The organism is Arthrobacter sp. M71 S08 (assembly GCF_059089725.1).
In genome coordinates this window covers 122,232-140,630 of record NZ_JBNHEY010000002.1, presented here as the reverse complement: position 1 = coordinate 140,630, position 18,399 = coordinate 122,232, and the positions used below count along the sequence as shown (strand labels likewise).

At 63.6% G+C, this 18,399-nt stretch carries 20 protein-coding genes; 11 read left to right on the top strand and 9 right to left on the bottom strand.

The window, feature by feature from the left end; genetic code table 11:
* The first annotated feature begins 18 nt into the window (after positions 1 to 18).
* The 4 genes from AC5RTB_RS04510 to AC5RTB_RS04495 all read left to right on the top strand — a co-directional run bounded on the left by AC5RTB_RS04510 (position 19) and on the right by AC5RTB_RS04495 (position 3,376).
* Positions 19 to 1,344, top strand: coding sequence for a DUF2252 domain-containing protein (locus AC5RTB_RS04510; protein ID WP_494059893.1), 1,326 nt, complete (start codon positions 19 to 21; stop codon positions 1,342 to 1,344).
* A 47-nt stretch (positions 1,345 to 1,391) separates the two neighbouring features.
* On the top strand, positions 1,392 to 2,777 hold the full coding sequence (locus tag AC5RTB_RS04505) for a dihydrolipoyl dehydrogenase family protein (protein WP_494059892.1): 1,386 nt from the start codon (positions 1,392 to 1,394) through the stop codon (positions 2,775 to 2,777).
* A 105-nt stretch (positions 2,778 to 2,882) separates the two neighbouring features.
* Entirely contained in the window at positions 2,883 to 3,146 is a 264-nt protein-coding gene (locus tag AC5RTB_RS04500) for a hypothetical protein (RefSeq protein WP_494059891.1), read from the top strand.
* Positions 3,143 to 3,376, top strand: a complete 234-nt coding sequence (locus tag AC5RTB_RS04495; RefSeq protein WP_490890194.1) for a DUF6480 family protein — start codon at positions 3,143 to 3,145, stop codon at positions 3,374 to 3,376. Before AC5RTB_RS04500 ends, AC5RTB_RS04495 begins: the two co-directional genes overlap by 4 nt.
* A gap of 70 nt (positions 3,377 to 3,446) precedes the next feature.
* Here the strand turns inward: AC5RTB_RS04495 and AC5RTB_RS04490 are convergent, their stop codons facing one another.
* From AC5RTB_RS04490 to AC5RTB_RS04475, 4 genes are all read right to left on the bottom strand, one after another.
* Entirely contained in the window at positions 3,447 to 3,752 is a 306-nt protein-coding gene (locus AC5RTB_RS04490) for a PRC-barrel domain-containing protein (RefSeq protein WP_494059890.1), read from the bottom strand.
* A gap of 93 nt (positions 3,753 to 3,845) precedes the next feature.
* Positions 3,846 to 4,904 carry an iron-siderophore ABC transporter substrate-binding protein gene (locus AC5RTB_RS04485; protein WP_494059889.1) on the bottom strand — a complete coding sequence of 353 codons (1,059 nt, stop codon included), beginning with the start codon at positions 4,902 to 4,904 and terminating at the stop codon, positions 3,846 to 3,848.
* 110 nt (positions 4,905 to 5,014) lie between these two features.
* Positions 5,015 to 5,434, bottom strand: coding sequence for a ChaB family protein (locus AC5RTB_RS04480; RefSeq protein ID WP_494059888.1), 420 nt, complete (start codon positions 5,432 to 5,434; stop codon positions 5,015 to 5,017).
* Between the two features lie 67 nt (positions 5,435 to 5,501).
* Positions 5,502 to 6,473, bottom strand: a complete 972-nt coding sequence (locus tag AC5RTB_RS04475; RefSeq protein ID WP_494059887.1) for an ATP-grasp domain-containing protein — start codon at positions 6,471 to 6,473, stop codon at positions 5,502 to 5,504.
* A 173-nt stretch (positions 6,474 to 6,646) separates the two neighbouring features.
* Here AC5RTB_RS04475 and AC5RTB_RS04470 point away from each other — a divergent pair, with 173 nt between their 5' ends.
* Positions 6,647 to 6,895: a hypothetical protein gene (locus AC5RTB_RS04470; RefSeq protein ID WP_494059886.1), complete on the top strand. Its 249-nt coding sequence runs from the start codon at positions 6,647 to 6,649 to the stop codon at positions 6,893 to 6,895.
* Between the two features lie 91 nt (positions 6,896 to 6,986).
* On the opposite strand, the gene AC5RTB_RS04465 is transcribed toward AC5RTB_RS04470, so the two are convergent.
* The 3 genes from AC5RTB_RS04465 to AC5RTB_RS04455 all read right to left on the bottom strand — a co-directional run bounded on the left by AC5RTB_RS04465 (position 6,987) and on the right by AC5RTB_RS04455 (position 10,230).
* Positions 6,987 to 8,183: a TerC family protein gene (locus AC5RTB_RS04465; protein ID WP_494059885.1), complete on the bottom strand. Its 1,197-nt coding sequence runs from the start codon at positions 8,181 to 8,183 to the stop codon at positions 6,987 to 6,989.
* Positions 8,184 to 8,252: 69 nt separating this feature from the next.
* Complete coding sequence (locus AC5RTB_RS04460) at positions 8,253 to 9,308, bottom strand: SDR family oxidoreductase (RefSeq protein WP_494059884.1); 1,056 nt, start codon at positions 9,306 to 9,308, stop codon at positions 8,253 to 8,255.
* Positions 9,259 to 10,230, bottom strand: coding sequence for an aldo/keto reductase (locus AC5RTB_RS04455; RefSeq protein WP_494059883.1), 972 nt, complete (start codon positions 10,228 to 10,230; stop codon positions 9,259 to 9,261). The genes AC5RTB_RS04460 and AC5RTB_RS04455 overlap by 50 nt, the downstream gene beginning before the upstream one ends.
* Before the next feature lie 159 nt (positions 10,231 to 10,389).
* Here AC5RTB_RS04455 and AC5RTB_RS04450 point away from each other — a divergent pair, with 159 nt between their 5' ends.
* Both AC5RTB_RS04450 and AC5RTB_RS04445 read left to right on the top strand, forming a co-directional pair.
* On the top strand, positions 10,390 to 11,085 hold the full coding sequence (locus tag AC5RTB_RS04450; RefSeq protein ID WP_494059882.1) for an SDR family oxidoreductase: 696 nt from the start codon (positions 10,390 to 10,392) through the stop codon (positions 11,083 to 11,085).
* Positions 11,082 to 11,360, top strand: coding sequence for an acylphosphatase (locus AC5RTB_RS04445; RefSeq protein WP_494059881.1), 279 nt, complete (start codon positions 11,082 to 11,084; stop codon positions 11,358 to 11,360). The genes AC5RTB_RS04450 and AC5RTB_RS04445 overlap by 4 nt, the downstream gene beginning before the upstream one ends.
* Before the next feature lie 15 nt (positions 11,361 to 11,375).
* Here the strand turns inward: AC5RTB_RS04445 and AC5RTB_RS04440 are convergent, their stop codons facing one another.
* Both AC5RTB_RS04440 and AC5RTB_RS04435 read right to left on the bottom strand, forming a co-directional pair.
* Positions 11,376 to 12,113 carry a YqjF family protein gene (locus AC5RTB_RS04440; protein WP_494059880.1) on the bottom strand — a complete coding sequence of 246 codons (738 nt, stop codon included), beginning with the start codon at positions 12,111 to 12,113 and terminating at the stop codon, positions 11,376 to 11,378.
* Positions 12,106 to 13,407 carry a cation:proton antiporter gene (locus AC5RTB_RS04435; protein ID WP_494059879.1) on the bottom strand — a complete coding sequence of 434 codons (1,302 nt, stop codon included), beginning with the start codon at positions 13,405 to 13,407 and terminating at the stop codon, positions 12,106 to 12,108. The genes AC5RTB_RS04440 and AC5RTB_RS04435 overlap by 8 nt, the downstream gene beginning before the upstream one ends.
* A gap of 116 nt (positions 13,408 to 13,523) precedes the next feature.
* Between AC5RTB_RS04435 and ybaK the strand changes: the two genes are divergently transcribed.
* The 4 genes from ybaK to AC5RTB_RS04415 all read left to right on the top strand — a co-directional run bounded on the left by ybaK (position 13,524) and on the right by AC5RTB_RS04415 (position 18,334).
* The gene (gene ybaK, locus AC5RTB_RS04430; RefSeq protein WP_494059878.1) at positions 13,524 to 14,012 is read left to right on the top strand and encodes a Cys-tRNA(Pro) deacylase; all 489 of its coding nucleotides are present in this window, start codon (positions 13,524 to 13,526) and stop codon (positions 14,010 to 14,012) included.
* 57 nt (positions 14,013 to 14,069) lie between these two features.
* On the top strand, positions 14,070 to 14,999 hold the full coding sequence (locus AC5RTB_RS04425) for a diacylglycerol/lipid kinase family protein (RefSeq protein WP_494059877.1): 930 nt from the start codon (positions 14,070 to 14,072) through the stop codon (positions 14,997 to 14,999).
* 248 nt (positions 15,000 to 15,247) lie between these two features.
* On the top strand, positions 15,248 to 16,981 hold the full coding sequence (locus tag AC5RTB_RS04420; RefSeq protein WP_494059876.1) for a peptidoglycan DD-metalloendopeptidase family protein: 1,734 nt from the start codon (positions 15,248 to 15,250) through the stop codon (positions 16,979 to 16,981).
* A 147-nt stretch (positions 16,982 to 17,128) separates the two neighbouring features.
* Positions 17,129 to 18,334 (top strand): M14 family zinc carboxypeptidase, encoded by a 1,206-nt coding sequence (locus tag AC5RTB_RS04415; RefSeq protein ID WP_494059875.1) that lies wholly within the window; start codon positions 17,129 to 17,131, stop codon positions 18,332 to 18,334.
* The last annotated feature ends 65 nt before the right edge of the window (positions 18,335 to 18,399 follow it).

Below are 18,399 nucleotides of genomic sequence, written 5' to 3'. Positions count from 1 at the left end.
CGCCCCTAGACTGGCGAAATGGTGAACAAGACTGCCGACAGTGATTCACGCGAGGCGCTTATCGCCGACACGCTCGTCGAGGCGTTCAAGCCGCTCATGGAAGCGGACCCGCATGGGTTCCGCACGAAGTTCCGCAAAATGGCCGCCGATCCGTTCGCCTTCTACGGTGGCAGCGCCTGCCTCTTCTACGCGGACATGCGGGAGATGACTGACGAATGGGCCGATGACAAAACCAGTCGGGTGTGGATCCACGGCGACCTCCATGCGGAAAATTTCGGCACCTACATGAGCAGTACCGGACAGCTGACGTTCGACATCAACGACTTCGATGAGGCCTACCTCGGCCACTTCTCCTGGGACCTGCGCCGGTTCACCACATCGCTGGCGCTGATGTGCTGGCAGAAGGCGCTCCCCGAGGAATCCGTGCGCTCGCTGGCACGCACCTACCTGTCCGCGTACCTGGACCAGGTGAAACATTACGACGACGCCGGCCAGGATGACTTCGCGCTTCACCTGGGCAACACTTCGGGCACCATCCATGCCGTTCTGCTGGAAGCGCGTGCGTCCCGGCGCACCGACCTGCTCGACGCGATGACGTTCGTGGAAGACCATGAGCGCCGTTTCCAGAACAACAGCAAGACGCGCCGCCTGGGGGAAGCCGAGCACGCCATGGTTTCAAGTGCCTTCGAGGACTACCTCGGCACCATTCCCGAAGGCAAGCGATCCGACCGTGACGTCTTCTACAACGTCAAGGACATCGTCGGAAGCACGGGCTTCGGCATCGGCAGCGCGGGCCTTCCCGCCTACAACGTGCTCATCGAGGGGTACAACGAGGCTCTGGAAAACGACATCATCATCTCCATGAAGCAGGGCAACACGGCCGCGCCCAGCCGGATTGTCACGGATGAGCGGGTGCGCTCCTACTTTCGCCATGACGGTCACCGGACGGTGATCAGTCAGCGGGCACTTCAGGTCCACACTGACACGTTCCTCGGGTACACCACCGTGGACGGGGTGGGTTTCGTCGTCGACGAGCTCTCGCCCTACAAGGCGGACCTCTGCTGGGACAACCTCACTGAGCCGGATGAGATCGGGCCCGTACTCGTGGACCTCGGCCGCGCAACCGCCAAGGTGCATTGCGCATCCGACGAGGACAGCGATCAGGACCTCGTTGATTTTCAGACCGAGCGCGCCATCATGCAGGTGGTCGACGGACGCCGGGAGGAGTTCATTGACGACATTATCGACTTCTCCCACGACTACGCACGGACCGTCCGGAATGACCATGCTCTCTTCATTGAAGCGTTCAGGGAGAGCCGGATTCCGGGCGTGCCGTCCACCTGATGCAGGGCACCTAACGTAAAGACAGGACACCAGCCATGGAGGCCGTTATGGATTTTGATGTACTGGTCATCGGCGCCGGGCCGGCGGGCATGGCTGCTGCAACCCGCGCTGCGGAACTCGGGGCGCGCACCGCCGTCGTCGAGCGTGCGCGGCTCGGCGGCACGTGCGTCAACTCCGGCTGCGTGCCTACCCGGGTGCTCGCAAAAACCGCACGGCTGTACCGGGAGGTCCGCACCGCCCGCGAGTACGGAATCGTTGTGCAGGAGCCGGCCGTGGACTGGCCCCAACTGGTCCGACGGGTTCGTTCCACCGTGGACCGCGTGCTGGATGCAAAAGGGTACAGCGAGTCCATGCAGCGGCTGAAGATCACCCTGCTGGAGGGCGAGGCGGCCTTCACCGGGCCGCAGGAGATCTCCATCGAGGGCCGGTCCGTCACTGCCGCCTCGATCATCCTGTGCGTCGGCGGCAGGGCGCGCCGGCTTCCAATCCCCGGCGCCGAGCATGCCGCGCTACCGCATGAGGTGCTGGACCTTCCGGACCTTCCCGAAGCCGTCGCGATCATCGGCGGCGGCCACACCGGTGCACAGCTCGCAACCATTTTCGATGCGCTTGGCTCGCGGGTCACCCTTCTTGATCTCGCCCCGCGCATCCTCACCACCGAGGACGAGGCCGTCTCCACCGTCGTGACGGAAAGCTTCCGATCCCGCGGCGTCCGTGTGGACGTCGGTATCCGTGGCGTGGAGGGTATCGAAAAGCACGACGACGGCGGGCTCAAGATTCGCTGGCAGGGAACCGATGGCGTGGAGTCGGCCCAGGTGGGAGCGGTGGTCATGGCTGCCGGCTGGCCTGCGAACATCGACCGGCTCGGTCTGGACGCCGCCGGCGTCACCGCAACGCGGGGGGCCATCCCGGTGGACAGCTACCTCCGCTCCAATGTCCCGCACATATTCGTTGCCGGAGATGCCAACGGAACGTCCATGCTGGTTCAGGCTGCGGTCTTCGAGGGTGAGACGGCGGCGGAGAACGCCGTCCTCGGAGCGCACCGCACCACGCCGCACCACCTGCTTCCGGAGGGTGGCTTCACGGACCCCGACTATGCCGGGGTGGGGCTGACCGAGGCTACGGCGAGGGAGCGGGACCCGGAGTGCGCCGTCGTCGTCGTTCCCTATGGGGCCGTGGAGCGCCCCATCATTGATGACCGGGAGCAAGGCTTCCTGAAATTGGTCACGGACCGGCACCGCGAACTTATCCTCGGTGCGCACGCTGTCGGCGAGAACGCAGTGGAGGTTATCCAGGCGGTCGCGTCGGCAATGGCGGCCGGCACTGATGTCGCCACCCTGGCCCGCGTGAAGTTCGCCTACCCCACGTACAGTTCGATCATCGGCCATGCGGCCCGGAAGGTGGTGCGGGGAACTGGGAAAGACTCCTGGTAGTCAGACTGCTAGTGTGGGATGAGGATCACTACAAAGCTTGCTTATCAATGGAGGCCATCAGGCACGGAGCCTGAGGCATCGGTATGAGCGCAGTGAGGAGTAGCCATGGGCAGCGCGGAGAAGAAGTTTTCGGTCACGGAAGAGTCGGACAGCAAGCACCCGCACGACTGGGGCCGGGCAATGGCGGTAGCCATCAGCCGACTCGCTGACCTCGCACACGAGGCGGGGGACTTCGTCGAACATGAGAATCTTTACGGCGAAGACCTGCATCTCTTCGTCAGCGAGACTGACGAGGGCGCAAACATCACCATGTCATGGACTCCGCGGGCATCGAATGCCCGTCAGTCTTCTGAGCAGGAGCAGTCATGAGCGCCTCAAACCCGGATCCGGAACAGGACAACGTCACAGGGCTGGAGCCTGGCGGCGGCGTGCCTCCAGGTGAAACCCCTCCCGGCGAGGCAAGTACAGCCGGGCCCCAGGGCCACGAGGAAAATGCGCCCGGGAAGGCGGCTTCCCGCATTTGGCTGGTGCTGATCGGCATCTTTGTACTGCTGGGACTCCTGTTCTTCGTTGGCTACATCGTCGGGCTGTTCACCTAGACGATGCAGTCCCCCATACAGCAAAGCGGCCGAGCCCCATGGGGGACGGCCGCTTTGCTGGACGACGACCTCACATGCGGTAGTAGTCCCGAAGCGTCGATTCCTGTTCAGCCGTAAGACCTTCTTCAACCGTGAAATCCGGGGCGTCTTCAATGGTGTCCTTGGTGACCGCGACATAGAGGTTGTCGCCGTCCAGCCGTGAACCGGCGAGCGGAACGAAGTTCTCCCTCGTGTTCAGCAATCCGAGCCCAACTGTCACCCAGGCGGGCTTGCGCGAGATTCCGTCAAGGTGCACCTGCGTGACGTTCCCGAGCTTGTCCCCATTGAGGTCCCATGCCGTAGCTGCCTGCAGTTGTTCGAGTTCGAGGTTATCCATGATGCCTCCGAGTGTAGATGAGAAGTGCCCTTACCATTCCAGTGCATCGAGCACCCAAAGGCAACGACAGTCCCCGGCGATCTTCCTGGAGCGTTACGCTGCGTCGGCCGCAACGACGGCCTCGTTGATCATCGGCAGCCATTTGTCCAGCGCCCAGACGAGGGACAGCGGGCTGGCAGCGGAGATGGACAGGGTGAGGGTGTTGTCGGCGTCGGCGACGAGCGCTCCGGATTTCACCGCGGGGATCTGGCTCAACAGCGGATCCTCGGCGATCGCTTCCTTGGTGGCGTTATCCGGAACCCAGGTCACGAACACGTCTGACTCAAGCTCGTCAGCACGCTCAGCCGACCACGGGATGAAGAACTCATCACCGGTGGTGTTCTCAGCGACGACATCGGCCATTTCCATCCCGATCTGGCTCAGGAACCGGGGACGGTTGTCGCTCGCGGTGTAGATGTTCACGCCCTCGGAGCTGTTCGGTTCCAGGTTGCCGAAAATGAAGGATTTTCCAGCGATCGCGGGGTACTCCGCGGCCGCCTCGGCGATCTGGTCCTCGGTCTCAGTCACGAGCTGGTCGGCCTCTTCGGTCAGGCCCAGAGCCTCACCGATCATCGCCGTCGACACCTGCCACGCAGTGCCGTACGGAACCTCCGGGTAGGCGACCACGGGGGCAATTTCACTGAGGGTGTTGTAGTCCTCTTCGGTGAGACCGGAGTATGCCGCGAGGATGATGTCCGGGTTGGTCGCAGCGATCTCGTCGAAAGCGATGCCGTCAGCCTCAGAGTACTGAACGGGCGCGTTCTCGGTGCCGATGGCGGCGTCGAGCTCTTCGAGTTTGGCATCCTTCCACGGTGTGGAGCCCTGCTCGTTTCCGCCATACTCGTCCACCGGCATGCCGACCGGAACCACACCGAGTCCAAGGGCGACATCGGCGTTGACCCAGGAGACGGTGGCGACGCGCTCGGGCTTTTCCTCGATCACTGTCTCGCCAAAAGCGTGCTCGATGGTTACAGGGAAGGCCTCAGCGGAGCCGCCCTCATTCGCTCCGGCAACTTCGGAGCCGCCTCCAGAGGGGCCGGTGGAGCATGCGGAGAGGGACATTACCGCAATTGCTGCCGCGGCGATCATACCGCGCATGCGTGTGGGGGCCATTGGGGCTCCTTGACTTTCAAGACGGCGTGAGCGGACCGTCGGGGTGGATACGAAAGTAAGGGTAGCCTACGCTTCGAACGATTACGAAATGTTTTTGTTGCGTAATAGGCTCAGCCCCGCGCTTTGCGTGTTTCCCTGTCGTTAGCCTTCTGAATCGCCTCCACCAGTTCCTTCTTGTTCATGGTCGAGCGCTTCGGTACGTCGAGTTTCTTCGCGATGTCGTAGAGGTGCTCCTTGCTTGCATTCGCGTCGACGCCGCCCGCAGTCTCCTTCGACGTTCCACGCCCGCCTTCAGCCTGCTCGTCGGACGGACCCTTGGATTCCTTCTGCTCCCAGTGGTCGCCCACTTTCTCGTGGGTGTGCTTCAGCGCGCTGTACGCAGTCCGGTGTGCCCGCTCGCCGTCACCGTACTGTTCCTCGGCGGAATCAAGGGTCTTGGCGTAGGTCTCCTGCGCTTTTTTGTCAGACCGCTGCAGAGTACTGGGCAGCTCGTCGGTCTTGACCTTCCCTGACTTAGTTACCTTCGGCATTGCATCTGCTCCTTCCGTGCCGGGCAGAACCCCCAGTTCCGAGGCTACCGCTGAGCCTGCGGCACCGCTAGGCGAACGACGGCGCCGGCTCGGCTGCCACTGCCGCCAGATACTTTGCGAGCGCGCCGGGTGCGGAGCGCGGCGCTGCGACCTCGACCAGGGCGTTGTAGTTGGTGTTGGTGTTCACGTCGTAGGTGAGCAGGCGTCCGTCCGCCGTCTCCATGAATTCGATGCCGCATACCTCGATGTTGTTCCGGCGCGCGAACTTCAGGTACTTCGCGATAATCGGATGATCGAAGTCACGGCGCAGGCTGAAGAGTTGCTGATCTGCCTCCGGTTCGATCGTCGCACCCGGAGGCATGACCGGCTTTCCGGTGGACGGATCGATGGCGCACGCGTCCGCCGGGCAGAGCTGGAAGCCTCCGCGCGCTGTGTCCGCCTGGATAGCGTAGATAAACTCACCGCCCACGATTTCCACCCGGGTGATGACCGGTTCAGCGGCCTGGATGAATTCCTGCACCAGGGTGATGCCGTCCTGCGGCTCCTCGAACCCGTCCGACGCCACGTACTGGACGAGTTCGCGGTGGCTCTCGAACTTGCGGACACCGAGCCCCTTGCCGCCCTGGTTGTGCTTGATGATGAAGGGAGTGGGAAACGCCTTCGCTGCTTCCAGGATTCGGTCCCGTCCGATGGCAGCCACCGTCCGTGGCGTATCGATGCCGGCCGTCTTGAGCGCGGTCAGCTGGTCCACCTTGCTCATTTCGAGCTCAAGGATCCGCCGCCCGTTCACCGTCCTGCGGCCGTGAGCCTCCAGCCAGGACAGGACCGCGCGGGCATAGTCCTTGGACAGCCCATGATCCCGGGTATGCGCAGACGCACTGATTCTCGACCAGAAAATGCCGTCCGGCGGTGTTGCATCGAGGTCGATGACACCGTCCGTCAGCAGCCACTCTTCGAACTCGATCCCCTCCTGCTCGAAGGCGCGGGCGAACGGCGGAAACCACTCAGGGTTCTCGTGCAGGGCGTAGATCCTCGTCATGTCCGGTGTAACGGCACCCTCCTGCGCGCTATTCCGGGCCTCGGCGCCGAATCGGAACAGGCAACACGTTCTACCCGCAGAAATAACGCCCCCGTAACCGGGTGGCAACACCACAGCGGGAAGCTGGACTCACCGGCGGGAAAAGCCGGTTCCATCCTTACCAAGGAGCCGCAATGTCTCTGATCAACGCCACAGAAATCAGCCGCATCCGCGACCTCGGCACCCTACGCCGTGGCGATCTCATTGAAGCCCACCGCCGCGACGAGGTTCACTATCGAGGCCTGGTCGAGGACACCGCTCCCGGCCTCGGCGTCGTGTGGATACGCGATGACTCCGATGGCCGCCGCGCCATCCTCCACACGGACGAGTACGCCATCTGGCAGATTCGGTTGGCCACTCAGCAATCAAGCCTGGCCGCCTGAGCGCTACAAACCAGCCACCCGATCAATTGACGACGACGGTGGGTTCCCTCTGAGAAGAAGGGAACCCACCGTCGTGCTGGTCCGGGCGGAACTAGCGGGTGGGCTCGCGCTCCAGCGCCGCGTCGTGTTCCTGATGCGCGCGGGCCAACAGGTTCATGAACTCTGTCTCGTTACGGATAAGCCGCTTGTACTTCTCGGGCAGCTGCCTGATGTGCTCTTCTTCGGCACACATCTTCTGGAAGATCCGCTCGCGCTCGTTGATGTCCGTCTCGTAGTCGAGGTCCACGTATTGAATGGCGTGGCGGCGTGCACCGGCGGCTGCGTTCTTGGCTTTGCCCTTCGGGCTCAACAGCGACGCGACGATGGTCACCGTAAGCACACCGAGGATCACACTGAGCGAAAGCCCGATCGAAACCTCGGCAACGTCGACATGCTCGCCGTTATTGATGAACGGCACGTTGTTCTCGTGCAGCGCGTGCAGGATGAGTTTGATGCCGATGAAGCCCAGGATGGCCGCGAGTCCGTACGAGAGGTAGATGAGCCGGTCGAGCAGCCCGTCGATGAGGAAGTACAGCTGCCGCAGTCCCATCAGTGAGAACGCTGTCGCGGTGAAGACAATAAATACATTCTGGGTGAGGCCGAAGATCGCGGGAATCGAATCCAGCGCAAAGAGGATGTCGGTCCCGCCGATCGCGATCATCACCAGGAGCATCGGGGTAAGGACTCTCTTGCCGTTTTCGACGGTGAAAAGCCTGTCGCCGTCGTAGTGCTCGGTTGCGGGGAGGAATCTCTTGGCGAGCCGGACCACTATCGGATCAGTGCCGTCGTCGTGCGAATGGGGCTTGAGGAGGTTGCCTGCAGTCAGTAGCAGGATGAGACCGAAGATGTAGAAGACCCAGGCGAACGAGTTGATCAGTGCCGCACCCAGGAAGATGAATCCACTGCGGGCAATCAGTGCGAAGACGATGCCGAAGAGCAGCACCTTCTGCTGATCGGCGCGTGGCACCCGAAAGCTCGCCATGATGATCAGGAAAACGAAGAGGTTGTCGACCGAGAGCGCCTTTTCGGTGATATACCCGGCGAAGTACTCGGCACCCATGTCCCCGCCGCCGAAGATCAGCATGCCGATTCCGAACAGCACCGCGATTCCCACGTAAATGGAGGACCAGATCGCCGCTTCCTTCAGCGAGGGTGTGTGTGCCTTGCGGACGTGGAAGAAGAAGTCGAACAGCAGTAGACCCGCAATACCGACGATTGTGATTATCCAGACGGTTGTGGGTACTTCCATGCGGTATCTCTCCTTGTCAGCAGGTCTGAATTTTACGGTAGTTTGCTGATCAAGGCGCCTGCAAGCAGTTCAGCTACCGGTAGACAACTGCCTCGCCGCCGCGATGATCCGGTCAAACCCTGCATCCAGTTCGGAGTCGAAGTGCTGCCGGTTGGGATCGGCGTCATACCAGGCGAGAATTTCCCGCGCGCCGAGGGCAAAGGGGGTTGTGCACACGAAGTCGGGCACCAGTGCCTTGACCTTGGTGTTGTCGAAGATTACCGAGTGCTGCTTGTCCCCGATGATCTGCGGCCCAAGGTCCGGAAGGTATGCGGCAATGGTCTCGGAGGCAACGTGGATCAACTCCGGTTCGGGCGCTCCGGCGGCCTCTGCGAACAACTGGTAGATGCGGTTCCAGGTGAGGAATTCGTCCGACGTGATCGTGAAGCTGTCCCCGATCGCCTGGGGCAGTCCCAGCAACCCGACGAACGCCTTCGCGAAGTCGGTGCTGTGCGTCAGCGTCCAGAGGGAGGTGCCGTCACCATGCACGAGGACCGGGCGCCCGTCCCGCATCCGCGCGATGTCCGTCCAGCCGCCGGTGATGGCGATCTTGGTGTGATCATACGTATGTGAGGGACGCACGATGGTGACGGGGAAGCCGCGCTCCCGGTACTCCTCCACCAGCAGGTCTTCGCACGCGATCTTGTCCCGTGAGTACTGCCAGAAAGGGTTCCGGAGCGGAGTCGACTCCCGGATGGGCAGCGACGCCGGCGGCTTCTGGTAGGCCGACGCGGAACTGATGAACACGTACTGCCCGGTGCGTCCGGTGAACAGTTCGATGTCCGTGGCAACGTGGTCGGACGTGAAGGCCACGAAGTCGACGACGACGTCAAAGGTGCGGTTACCGAGGGCAGCGCGGACTTCGTCCGGTTTCCGGATATCGGCCTGCACCAGTTCCGCACGCGATGCTGCTGGACGCTCCGTGGAGCTGCCACGGTTCAGGATAGTGACGTTGAAGCCGTGCGCGAGCGCCCGGTCGACGACCGCGGTGCTGATGACCCCGGTTCCGCCGATGCACAGGATCTTCACTGGTCGCTCACCATGCGTAGTCCTCGGGCGCCGTCTTGTGGCCCGGGAAGATGTCATCGAGCGCGGACAGCGTCTCGTCGTCGAGCTTTATCTCCAGGGCGCGCAGGCCGCCGTCGAGCTGTTCCTGCGTTCGTGGGCCGATGATCGGTGCGGTAACGGCAGGCTGGGCGAGGAGCCAGGCCAGGCCGAGGTCTGCCGGCGAGTGCCCAAGCTTCTCGGCGAGGTCCTCGTAGCGCTGGATCTGGTCGCGGTGCTTCTCGAGGGTATCCGCGGCGCGGCCTTCAAGCCGGCGGACGCCTTCATTCTCCTTCTTCAGCACGCCGCTCAGCAGTCCGCCGTGCAGCGGTGACCACGGGATGATGCCGAGTCCGTATTCCTGGGCGGCGGGGAGAACTTCGAGTTCGACGGTCCGCGTGAGCAGGTTGTAGATGGACTGCTCGCTGATGAGCCCGGTGTAGTTGCGGCGTGCGGCCGCAGCCTGTGCCTGTGCAATGTGCCAGCCTGCGAAGTTGCTGCTGCCCGAGTACAGGATCTTGCCCTGCTGCACTGCAACCTCGATGGCCTGCCAGATCTCGTCCCAGGGAGTGTTTCGGTCGACGTGATGGAACTGGTAGAGGTCGATGTAGTCGGTCTGGAGTCGCTTCAGGCTGGCGTCCAGGGCACGGCGGATATTTAGCGCGGACAGCTTGCCGTTGTTGGGCCATTCCTCCATGTCACCGTAGAGCTTGGTGGCCAGCACGGTTTTCTCGCGGCGTCCCCCGCCCTTGGCAAACCAACGGCCGACAATCGATTCCGTGCGGCCTTTGTTGACGCCCCAGCCATACACGTTCGCGGTGTCGAAGAAGTTGATCCCGGAGTCATGGGCCGAGTCCATGATCAAGTGGGAATCCGATTCCTCGGTCTTGGGCCCGAAGTTCATGGTGCCAAGGCACAGACGGGAAACGGACAGGCCGGACCGGCCGAGGTGGGTGTACTGCATCAGCGAAGTTCCTCTCGAGGACAAATGGGAATTCGCTTTCCATCCTGCCAAGCCTCACGCCGCTGCGCTAGGGGGACTTCCGGGCAACCGTGGCGGAAGCGGCCGTGACACAGCTCGTCTGACCTGCATGAAATCTCCAGTCCGCCTAGGATTTCACCCATGACTTCCTCGCAATCACTGCCCGTGGCACTTATCACCGGCGCCACCCGGGGCATCGGCCGTGCCATCGCCGACGAACTCGCGCGAAGCCACCACCTGCTGCTCGGCGGGCGGGACGGCACCGCGCTGGAGGGCCTCGCGTCGTCGTACCCATCGGCTGAGCCCTTCGCGCTGGACGTGCGTGAGGTTTCGGAGGCGGACGTCGCCGGCATCGGACAGCTGGATGTGCTGGTCCACTCAGCCGGCGTGTTGAGGATGGGTAACGTCGCTGAACTCGACGACGACGCCTGGCGGGAAAGCTTCGAGATCAATCTCTTCGCCGTCGCGAAACTGACCCGGCTCCTGCTGCCGGCCCTCCGTGCCGCCGGCGGTCAGGTGATCGCGATCAACTCCGGCTCAGGCTACAACTCGGGAGCCGGGTCGGCGGTGTACAGCGGCACCAAGTTCGCCCTCCGCGCGCTCACTGACGCGCTCAGGGAGGAGGAGCGCCCCAACGGCGTCCGGGTTTCCTCCATCCACCCGGGCAGGGTAGCCACGGACATGCAGGCTGAACTTCACGAATACGAAGGCAAGGACTACTCCCCCACCGCGTGGATCCAGCCTGCACAGGTCGCCAAGGCGGTCCGGCTTGCGGTGGATGCCTCCCGCGATTCCACCGTCGAGTCCCTCAACATCCGACCCTCGGGCATGGCATGAGCACGGTACGTCTTGTCGCCACGGTCACGGGCGAGGTCCAGGGCGTCGGTTTCCGCTACCGTACGCGTCAGCAGGCGGAGCAGCTCGGGCTCGTCGGATCGGCTACCAACCGGCCCGACGGCTCGGTTCTCGTCGTGGCCGCCGGCCCCTCCTCGTCAGTTGATCAGCTCCTGAAGTGGCTGAACTCCGGAGACACTCCCGGTCGGGTCGAAAATGTGGATGCAGACCTGCAGGACGACGGCGCCAACGGACTGAGCGGCTTCGTCACGGACTAGCGGGCTGCGAACCCGCTAGTCGCCAGCTTGCCTGACCCTGCGCGGCATCCCGAACTGGGTCTGCACACCGGGTGAGTAGAGCACCGATTCCGGAGCACCGTCCACTACCAGGCCTGCGGCGTGCACCAGGCTGTCGTCGCAGTGGTCCAGCACGGCGGTCTGGAGCGGCCATGGTGAGTGCGTGTTGGGGATGTAGACAGTCCGTCCCGCGAAGCGCGAGTGAAGCCCGAACCGCGCCGTCAGATGAATGGACAGCGGATCAGCGGCGGTGCTCCCTGTGGGAACAACCGCGAACGACGACGACGCCCCACGAAACCTGTGCACTGAGTACCCGGTGCCGTCCGCCCGGTGCCAGGCCCCGCAACGGGACCAGACGTAGGGAATGCCTGCCGCACGGGCGCCCAGCACCACCGCCAGGCGGGACGCGTCAAGGGTGAGGAAAACGACGCCTCGCTCGCCGGAGTGGTCCCGCGAATACAGCCGCACGTTCACCTCCGTGAAGGTTCCGAAATAGGGCACCGGCAACCCGCGCCCGAAACCTGCTCCGCGCATGCGGAAACCGATGAGCCCTACCCACGAGTCGCCGTCGTACTCGTCGGGAACGGTGCCTTCCGGCATGAAGCGGGCTGCCTCGGAGCTGGCGATGCGCCAGTGCAGAAAGGCGGCGTCGCCCCAGAACTGGTCCATCAGCGCAGGGGTGAGCAACGGAGGCGGCTCCGGCCATCGCTCGGGGGCTGCAGCAGGCTCAGACATGGGTTCTAGGTACTTCTCCCTCGGTATCCGCCTGTCGCTTCCGGACTCGGTCCAGGGCCATCATGACCGGCGTCGCTGTTATCCCGTGCAACACCACTGAAAGCGAGACCACAAGACCCACGAAAGCCCAGACCTCGTTCGCTTCGGCGTCGAACTCGCCGTTGCTGAGCCCGTAGCCAAGGTAATAGAGGGAACCGATTCCGCGGACACCGAAGAACGCAAGGGCCACCTTCTCTCGCACGCCGGTCTGACCACCGAGCAGCCCGAGGAACCCCGCCAACGGCCGGACGAGAACCAGGAAGGCCAGTGCAAGGAGGACGTCGGTCCAGCCAATCGTCTCGAGGAGTCCCCGTGCAATTGCCCCGCCCAACAGCACCAGAATGACAACGGAGAGCAACCGTTCGAGCTGCTCCACATAGCTGTGCAGCACGCGGTGGTAGCCGTGATCCCGCTCAGCGGCCCGAATGGTGATGGCACAGACGAACACAGCGATGAAGCCGTACCCTTCGAATGTTTCCGTGACGCCGTAGGCCAGGAACGTTGCCGCAAGTGCAACGAACCCCTCGGAGTGGTTGGACAGACGGAAGGTGGGTGCACGCGAGGAGAAGAAAAGGCGTCCAAGGAACCTGCCAGTGCCGTACCCGAGCAGCACGCCGAATCCAATGCGCCACAGGACATCAATGAAGAACCACTGCGGAAACCATGCGCCCGGCTCGGTGCCGACGAGGCTGATACCGATGGCCAGGTACACGAACGGAAACGCGAGGCCGTCGTTGAGGCCGGCCTCGCTCGTCAGGCCGAACCGGACCTCGTCCTCGCGGTCGAATCCTTCCTCACCGTCGGCCGGCTCTCCCACCTGGACTTCCGAAGCGAGGACCGGGTCGGTAGGAGCCAGTGCGGCAGCCACCAGGATGGCGCTGGCCACTCCGAGCCCCAGGAAGGCGTAGCCCATGAAGGCGAACACAAGGATGCACACAGGCATCACGATCCCGAGCATGCGCCACGTGGTGGACCAGGCACGCCAGCCGATCGGCCGGTCGAGGGCAAGCCCTGCACCCATGAGGGAAATGATCACGCAGACCTCCGTGAGGTGCGTAGTGACCACCTCGTACTTCACGGGGTCCGGTGTGGGCAGATAGTCAATCAGGGCAAACACCACGATGCCTGCGGCGAGGAACACCATCGGCATGGAGACGGGCGCGCGCCGCAACAGGCGGGGAAGGAGGGCAGCCGCAAAAACTATGGCACCCAGAACCGTGAAGATGATGCTGGGTCCCTCAAAAAGTTTGAGCACGAAGGTTCCCTCTCGCCGAATGTTCCTGCCTAAAGATACTCGTGTGAGGGGTGTTCGTGGCGGCCATGGGCGGGGATGGAATACTGCTGTCATGTTTTAGCAATCCGGGGGACACAATGAAATTCCTTGAAAAGCCCGGAACTCCTGCCACCGCATTGTTGACCAGGCTGGGCGTTCCGTTCCGTACCCTCAGCTACGTGCACAATCCTTCTGCCGAACACTACGGAACGGAGGCAGCGGAGAAGCTGGCGGTTGACCCGTCCCGGGTGTTCAAGACGCTCATGGTGGACGTCGGCAACCAACTGGCGGTCGCCGTCGTTCCCGTAAGCCGCTCACTGAATCTGAAAGCGATGGGTGCCGCGTGCGGCAGCAAGCGTGCAACCATGGCCGATCGCGCTGCTGCGGAGCGGCGGACCGGGTACGTTATCGGCGGAATATCGCCGCTCGGGCAGAGACGCCCCAGCCCGCTGGTGCTGGACGAATCCGCGCTGGCCTTCGAATCGATCCTCGTCTCGGGCGGCCGGAGGGGCCTTGAAATCGAGCTCGCGCCGGCCGACCTCCTCCGCGCAACCGGCGGTACGACGGCGCCCCTCGCTTCCCGTTGACCAGTCGTACTATTGTGGTGCCAGTTGTCCCAATCCATCCGGCAGACAAGAGCACCCGTGCATAGTCAGGGCGTACTGGCGGTCGTAAACTCTTCAGCCGGTATCGCATACGGGCGGAGCGTAGACGCCGTTGCCTCCTTCCTTGCCTCCGCGTCCGCCAGGCAGGGCGCTTCCTTTGAGCTCGCGCGGACGGATGACCTGGACGCGCTTGACACCGTGCTTGCAGGCCTCGGCGACAGACGGCTGGTACTGCTTGGCGGCGACGGTTCCATTCACGCAGCCGTTCAGTGTCTGTACCAGGGCGGAAGGCTGGCCTCCGTGGGGCCGATCGGCATCATCCCCGGGGGCACAGGAAACGATCTTGCCCGATCGCTGAACATTCCACTCGACCCGCTGCAGGCCGCGGAGTGCGTCATGTCCGGGCGGACACGCGCGATGGAACTGCTGATCAGTGAGGATCGCGTCGCTGTCAATGCCGTCCACATGGGAATCGGAGCCGAGGCCGCGTCCAGGGGCGCAGACGTGAAGAGGAAGCTGTCAAAGGTGAAGGCGGGAAAGCTGGGATACCTGCTGGGCGCCATCGCGGCCGGTGTTAGTTCGCCGGGCTTGAATCTCAGCGTGCGGGTTGACGATCAGCTGCTCCGTGATGGCTCCCGTCCGCTGCTGATGGCTGCCCTCGGCCTCGGCGGCACCGTAGGCGGAGGTGCGCGCCTCATTCCCGGCGCCAATCCACATGACGGGTCAGTCGACGTCGTGCTCTGGAAATCCGTGGGACGGGCCGCCCGGGTGGGGTACGCGCTCGGTCTGAAGAGCGGCGACCATGCGCGCCGCAGCGACGTGCTGATCGGGCGCGGGCAGACCGTGGAAGTCAGCGCGGAGGACGGCCACGGATTCCGCGTCAGCAATGACGGCGAACTGTTGGGTCCCTTCAGCCACCGCCGCTGGGAGGTGCTGCCCGACGCATGGCATGTCATTACGCCGCAATAGTCGTCGCGCACCGCAGTAAATAGCACCGATTCCGAGGTATTGCCACGGTGCTCCGCAAGTTCGCTCAAGGTTTCCACAAGAGATGCGGAGCACTCTATCTCCATGGCAATCAGCCCACTAGGCTGATTGTCAGCCACCAGCAATGACGGGTCCATCGCGGGCACCTAGCGAAGGCTGATTGTTCGGATTCCTCCCCGGGGGTTCGGTCGGAACGGACCTTCATTAGGGGAGAGACATGGGGAGTACCAGTGACTGAAGCCAGGCCTACGTCCGGCCATCGCGCCCTGAAGAGCCGCCCGCGTGCGGTCCGCTCGGGCATCAGCGTATGCCTCGCGGTTGCTGTCATTTCCTCCTTCAGTTACCCGGTCACCAGCACGGTGCCCTCCGTCGGCTCCGCGACTCCCGCCGCCAGCGTGAGCGGCTCCATCCTCGCGCTGGGCACAGACATCCTGCCCGGTGCCACCCAGCCTCATACCGGTTACGTCGGTGAGCAGGTACTTGGACAGCCCACGTTGCAGTCCCCCTTTGGCACCACCGACTCCCTGGTGCCCGGTCGTGATATTCCCAACCCCCAGGCGTCGCCGCATGCCAGGGCGAACGCTGAGAAAGCCACGGCGGAGTTCCTCGGCGGCAGCATGGAGCGTCCCGGCAAGGGCATGCTCATTGCGCCCCTCCAGTACCTGACCCCCAGTTCACCGTTCGGCCTGCGGACCAGCCCCATCACTGGCGAGCACGGCGAGTTCCACTCCGGTCAGGATTTCGCGGCACCCTGCGGTACGCCTGTATTTTCGGCTGATGCCGGCGTTGTGCGCGCGGTAGGCTGGCACCCGTGGGGCGGCGGCAACCGCGTTGAACTTGACCACGGCAATGGCCTGGTCACCACCTACAACCACCTAGAGGGAATTGCGGTCAAGACCGGCGACCGTGTGGGTGCCGGGCGGGTTATCGCCACCGTTGGCACCAGCGGCTGGTCCACGGGCTGCCATCTGCATTTCGAAACCATCCTGAACGGTGTGCACATCGATCCCAGCGGCTGGAAGCTGATCCCGATGAAGGGCGGCGGTCAGGCTGAGATGCCGAGCCTTGCAAACTTCACTCCGGGAACGGGCAACGGGCGCGGCGGCGACACCGCCTGGGTTGCCTATCTCGCCTCGCCGGAGGCGCATGCGCATAAGCACGAGCCTGTCGCTTTCAAGTCTCCGGGCCGTGTGGACGCGGAACTGTCTGCTCAGGGGAAGCGTTCCACCGCCGGCAGGTCCTATTCCACTAATGAGAAGTCCTCGCCGGGACTGATTGTCACGGCTTCACCGTCGCCGACTTCGCCACCCTCGGGGAAAACAACCACGAAGCCTTCTCCGACTCTCACGCCCTCGGCGCCAGGCACGTCTTCGCCGTCGCCATCCGCGCCGGGCACCTCTTCGCCGTCGCCATCCGCCCCAGGAACATCTTCGCCATCCCCATCGCCATCGGCTCCAGGCCCCACCCCAACTACGCCGGTCCCAAGCCCTGTTGTTCCAGACCCGACACCGACGGTCCCGGCCCCAACGGTCCCCGCTCCAAGCCCGGTTGTTCCGGACCCAACCCCCACAGTCCCGGCCCCAACCCCGACGGTCCCCGCCCCAAGCCCGGTTGTTCCGGACCCAACCCCCACAGTCCCGGCCCCAACCCCGACCGTGCCGGATCCAACCCCGACGATGCCCTCCCCAACGCCGACCGTGCCGGATCCGACACCGTCAGTCCCAGACCCAACCCCGACCTCCGATCCTGTTCCGACCGCGGACCCGACGGCACAGGTCACGCCTCCGCCGCCCGCCTGCGAACCTGCAGCGGACGCTGTCGTGGATCCGGTGACAGGGCTGCTCATCGATCCGATCACCGGGCTACCCATCGATCCGGTGACAGGGCTGCCCATCGACCCGGTCACCGGTAAGCCGATCGATCCGGTCACAGGTAAGCCGATTCCGGATCCCTGCGCACCGTAGAAGGCGGGCTGACGCTGCCCCGTCGACCACGCTTTGATCTCGTATCGCGCCATAACCCCATCGCGGCCGTTACGTCAAGATGACAGCCCGATTTTCGCGTCGATTTGGGCGAGCTCCCTGAGTAAGTTGCTTGCCACAAGTAACGTCGTGACACCACCTCTCTCTGAGACCCCGGAGGTCACGACTATGGGTAAGCCCTTCCCCTTCCACGCCAGACTCGCGCTCCTGGGCGCCGCCGCCCTGGCAGCGCCATTTTTCATTGGCGCCCCCGCCGTCGCCAACGCGAACTTTCCCTCCACCCAGGGAAACACCAACACCGCCAGCATTCTTACCTATGACGACACGATCGCCGAACTCACCAAGCTCGAACGCACCAGTCGCTACCCCGTTGACGTCTTCACCCTCGAAGAGGCGGGTACCGCCGTCAACAAAAGCGAACAGGGGCGCGACCTATATGTCGCAACGGTAGGGAACGGGCCCGAGGATGTCTGGGTGCAGGGTCGCATCCACGGAAACGAGCCCTACGGCACCGAATCAATCCTCACCCTCCTGAAGGACCTTGGCACCAACGGCTCGGCCGAGTACCAACAGATCCGCGACGCCTTCACCATCCATTTCATCCCGATGTACAACCCGGACGGCAGCGAGATGAACATCCGCCACACCGTCCTGCACGACGACGCAACCGGCGCACCGCTTCTGAACGACGCGGGCCAGCAGCAGCGCGTCGACCTCAACCGGGACTGGGTTGCGGACAAGTTCCAGGCGGATGAGTCGCTCGCGTTCTACGAGTACTGGACTGAGGTATTGCCAGACTACGGGATCGACATCCACCATCAGGGCCTGAAGAAGCAGTACGGAACCGGCGACGACGTCACCCTCTCCCTGGGCATCTCCCTCGCTCCGGGCGGCCCCACACTGCCGACGCTGCAGGGCGGCGCCTACGACGTGCTGACCCGCCAGATGCACGGCTCTGTCTTCCAGGAGCTGTCGAAGTACGGCTACATCACCATGGACCGCTACCAGGTCGGCAACGGACTTGAGATCGACATCAAAGGCGGCGTTGTCTCCGCGATGATGCTCGGCCTCGATTACCAGGGCATGAACCCGACCGGACATTCGAACCCCGTGGTGTTCTTCGAGACCTCGGGTAATACCAGCGACGGCAGTCTCGGCCAGAAGGCTCGCGGCAAGAGCATCCAGCAGAACGTCCTCGCGATGCGGACGCTTCTGTCCGGGCTGGCAACCGACCAGGTTCAGCAGGTTGACCCCAACGTCTGGGAAGAGATCCCGCATGCGCCGGTTACCGGTTACAGCACCGACTACGCCGGCACCATCCCCGCTTCATTCTGAGCCATTCTTTTCTGATTCCCTCTGTCTGATTCACCTCATCTCACCCATCTCACGTCATTGAAAGG

Excerpts from the sequence above, each read along its gene's own strand:
- AC5RTB_RS04510 (WP_494059893.1), top strand. The coding sequence starts at position 19 with ATGGTGAACAAGACTGCCGACAGTGATTCACGCGAGGCGCTTATCGCC.
- AC5RTB_RS04505 (WP_494059892.1), top strand. The coding sequence starts at position 1,392 with ATGGATTTTGATGTACTGGTCATCGGCGCCGGGCCGGCGGGCATGGCT.
- AC5RTB_RS04500 (WP_494059891.1), top strand. The coding sequence starts at position 2,883 with ATGGGCAGCGCGGAGAAGAAGTTTTCGGTCACGGAAGAGTCGGACAGC.
- AC5RTB_RS04495 (WP_490890194.1), top strand. The coding sequence starts at position 3,143 with ATGAGCGCCTCAAACCCGGATCCGGAACAGGACAACGTCACAGGGCTG.
- AC5RTB_RS04490 (WP_494059890.1), bottom strand. The coding sequence starts at position 3,752 with ATGGATAACCTCGAACTCGAACAACTGCAGGCAGCTACGGCATGGGAC.
- AC5RTB_RS04485 (WP_494059889.1), bottom strand. The coding sequence starts at position 4,904 with ATGGCCCCCACACGCATGCGCGGTATGATCGCCGCGGCAGCAATTGCG.
- AC5RTB_RS04480 (WP_494059888.1), bottom strand. The coding sequence starts at position 5,434 with ATGCCGAAGGTAACTAAGTCAGGGAAGGTCAAGACCGACGAGCTGCCC.
- AC5RTB_RS04475 (WP_494059887.1), bottom strand. The coding sequence starts at position 6,473 with ATGACGAGGATCTACGCCCTGCACGAGAACCCTGAGTGGTTTCCGCCG.
- AC5RTB_RS04470 (WP_494059886.1), top strand. The coding sequence starts at position 6,647 with ATGTCTCTGATCAACGCCACAGAAATCAGCCGCATCCGCGACCTCGGC.
- AC5RTB_RS04465 (WP_494059885.1), bottom strand. The coding sequence starts at position 8,183 with ATGGAAGTACCCACAACCGTCTGGATAATCACAATCGTCGGTATTGCG.
- AC5RTB_RS04460 (WP_494059884.1), bottom strand. The coding sequence starts at position 9,308 with ATGACATCTTCCCGGGCCACAAGACGGCGCCCGAGGACTACGCATGGT.
- AC5RTB_RS04455 (WP_494059883.1), bottom strand. The coding sequence starts at position 10,230 with ATGCAGTACACCCACCTCGGCCGGTCCGGCCTGTCCGTTTCCCGTCTG.
- AC5RTB_RS04450 (WP_494059882.1), top strand. The coding sequence starts at position 10,390 with ATGACTTCCTCGCAATCACTGCCCGTGGCACTTATCACCGGCGCCACC.
- AC5RTB_RS04445 (WP_494059881.1), top strand. The coding sequence starts at position 11,082 with ATGAGCACGGTACGTCTTGTCGCCACGGTCACGGGCGAGGTCCAGGGC.
- AC5RTB_RS04440 (WP_494059880.1), bottom strand. The coding sequence starts at position 12,113 with ATGTCTGAGCCTGCTGCAGCCCCCGAGCGATGGCCGGAGCCGCCTCCG.
- ybaK (WP_494059878.1), top strand. The coding sequence starts at position 13,524 with ATGAAATTCCTTGAAAAGCCCGGAACTCCTGCCACCGCATTGTTGACC.